The organism is uncultured Azohydromonas sp., from assembly GCF_937926365.1.
Taxonomy (GTDB): domain Bacteria; phylum Pseudomonadota; class Gammaproteobacteria; order Burkholderiales; family Burkholderiaceae_C; genus Azohydromonas.
The window spans coordinates 1-2,109 of the sequence record NZ_CALAOH010000125.1; the positions used below are offsets into that span (position 1 = coordinate 1).

Sequence of the window (2,109 nt, forward strand, 5' to 3'; positions counted from 1 at the left end):
CCAACACCATCGTCCCTGGCAAGACCGACTACAGCTACGACATCATCCGCTGATCCAGCGGTGCAGTGCCCCTCGCCCGCGCCAGCAGGAGAGGGGCAGGGGAAACTCGCCCGCCGCTGCGCGGCGGCGAGGGCACGATTCAAAAGGCGCTCAGGCCGGCCATGCCAAGCCTGGCGCCCAGTCCGTGATTCCGTGAGAGAGGTTGCGATGACACCCGTGCATATCAAGACCACGCTCGATGGCCGCAAGGTCGAAGTGATCGGACGCTACGTCTGCCTGGAAGGCCAGCCCGAGACCGACACCCTGGTCGTCATCGAGGAGCATCCGAACCGCCAGGCGATCCTGCGGGTGGTGCCCAAGGCCACGCACGTGGCCGGCCGCATTCCGCTGACGATGGCCGAGGCCTCCGTGGCACAGGCCGCGCTGCGCCGCGCCAACGACAAGTTCGACGGCTCCCAGCACGCCATCAACGAACGGCTGCGCAAGGGCGCATGGCAGAAGGCCTTCGCCGAGGGCGCCGAGTGATACCTGCCCTGCCCGAGCGCGCAACCGCCCTCGGGTAGGCCGGCAAGCAGAAGCTGGAGGCCCAGCCATGATTTTCGTTCTCGAGATTCCCAAACAGGCCGAGCCCCGGTGCTGGTTTGCATATGACGGCGGCGACCTGCTGCGCAAGGTGGCGGCGGCAGATCCGCTGCAGGAGTGGGAGATCCACGACTGCGCGAGTCCGCGCGAGCTGCTGGAGATGTTCGATGCCACGCCCGAGATGCCGGACGTGAGCGATAAGTTCCCCGGCATCTGCGCGATGGGCGAGGAGTACGGCTGGGACACGCCGCTGTACCGTGCCGACCATCTGCAGGAGCCCGGCACCTACCGCGAGACGCCGGTGTCGCCGGAACAGGCCAGCGAGGCCGCCCTGCGCGCCCGCGGCGATTTCCGCATCTACTGGAGCGAATCGGAAGCCACCGCGGCTTTCGAGCGCGCGGAAGATCCGACCTGGGCCGGCTCCGGCTGGCGTGCGCGCTGGGCGCTGCGCGCGCAACTGATTGCCACGGAAGTGCTGGCGGACGATCTTTGAGATCACCACGCACGGCGCAAGGCGCTCAAGCTGCCTCGCGCGTTCGCGCGTACACCCACACGTCGCGCGGCGCCTCGCTCACGTTGGGGTGCAGCGTGTGCGCCCTCAACAACCCCTCGGGGCGCATCCCCAGCGCCTGCAGCAACCGTGCCGATGCGGCGTTGTCCACGTCGCACAAGGCATCCACCCGCCAGAGCGCGGGCTGGGTGAAGGCATGGTCCAGCACCGCGGCGACGGCCTCGCGCATCAGGCCCCGGCCCTGGTGCGAGCGCGCCAGCAGGTAGCCCAGCCGCCAGTGGAACACCGGCGATTCGAAGGACTGCGCCACCAGCTGCGCCTGCCCCACGGGCCCATCGTCGCCATGAACCATCAGCCAGGTGCAAGCGCTGCGCTTGAGCCAGCGGGCGCTTTCCCAGTCCAGCATGCGGCGGGTGGCGCCGGCGTCGCCATGCGCTCGCCACCCGAGATAGCGCAGCACCTCGGCATCCCGCGCCCAGCGTTCGAACACCAGCGCCGCGTCACCCGGCCGCGGGTCGCGCAGCAGCAGCCGCGGCGTGCGCAGCTCGCGCGCCAGCGACATGCCCAGCGTGCTCACCGTGCGATCCGGGCGGCCTCGGCCGCCTGGTGCAGCTGTTCCCGCACCGGGGCCGGGACCTCGCCGCCAAAGAACTCGTCGGAAGCGTTGCCGGTGAAAAGGTTCATCGTCGTGGACTCGTCCGTTGTGGCAGTCGCCGCCCGCATGCATGCGCAGTGCCAGCGGCCGCCGCGGGCCGCTGCCTCGCGGTGCCGCGTCGCACATGCGACAAAGCCGACAGGGTTGTCGTTGTTGGGCCCAGGCAAAAGCCGCCCGCCACAGTGCCACCACGCCGGAATGCCCGTGGCACAGGCATTTTTCGCATGCGACCGTCCTGGCACGTTCCATGCGAAGGACTGCATGCAACGGATGTTGCGCTGGTGCGGATCAGAGGAGAACCCGACAATGGCCAAGCACGCCAAGGAAAAGTTCGATGCGATCGTCGTGGGCGCGGGTGCCT

Annotated in this window: 3 protein-coding genes; 2 read left to right on the forward strand and 1 reads right to left on the reverse strand. The window is 69.0% G+C overall.

Going from position 1 to position 2,109, the window contains the following annotated elements; translation table 11 throughout:
• The first annotated feature begins 207 nt into the window (after positions 1–207).
• Together Q0741_RS13080 and Q0741_RS13085 are read left to right on the forward strand one after the other, a co-directional pair.
• A complete protein-coding gene (locus tag Q0741_RS13080; RefSeq protein ID WP_298233643.1) occupies positions 208–525 on the forward strand; it encodes a hypothetical protein in 318 nt (105 codons plus the stop codon).
• Positions 526–592: 67 nt separating this feature from the next.
• Positions 593–1,075: a hypothetical protein gene (locus tag Q0741_RS13085; protein ID WP_298233644.1), complete on the forward strand. Its 483-nt coding sequence runs from the start codon at positions 593–595 to the stop codon at positions 1,073–1,075.
• 25 nt (positions 1,076–1,100) lie between these two features.
• Here Q0741_RS13085 and Q0741_RS13090 read toward each other — a convergent pair whose 3' ends face one another.
• Positions 1,101–1,670: a GNAT family N-acetyltransferase gene (locus Q0741_RS13090; protein ID WP_298233645.1), complete on the reverse strand. Its 570-nt coding sequence runs from the start codon at positions 1,668–1,670 to the stop codon at positions 1,101–1,103.
• Positions 1,671–2,109 lie beyond the last annotated feature (439 nt).

Coding starts and splice junctions, on each gene's coding strand:
- Q0741_RS13080 (WP_298233643.1), top strand. CDS start 208: ATGACACCCGTGCATATCAAGACCACGCTCGATGGCCGCAAGGTCGAA.
- Q0741_RS13085 (WP_298233644.1), top strand. CDS start 593: ATGATTTTCGTTCTCGAGATTCCCAAACAGGCCGAGCCCCGGTGCTGG.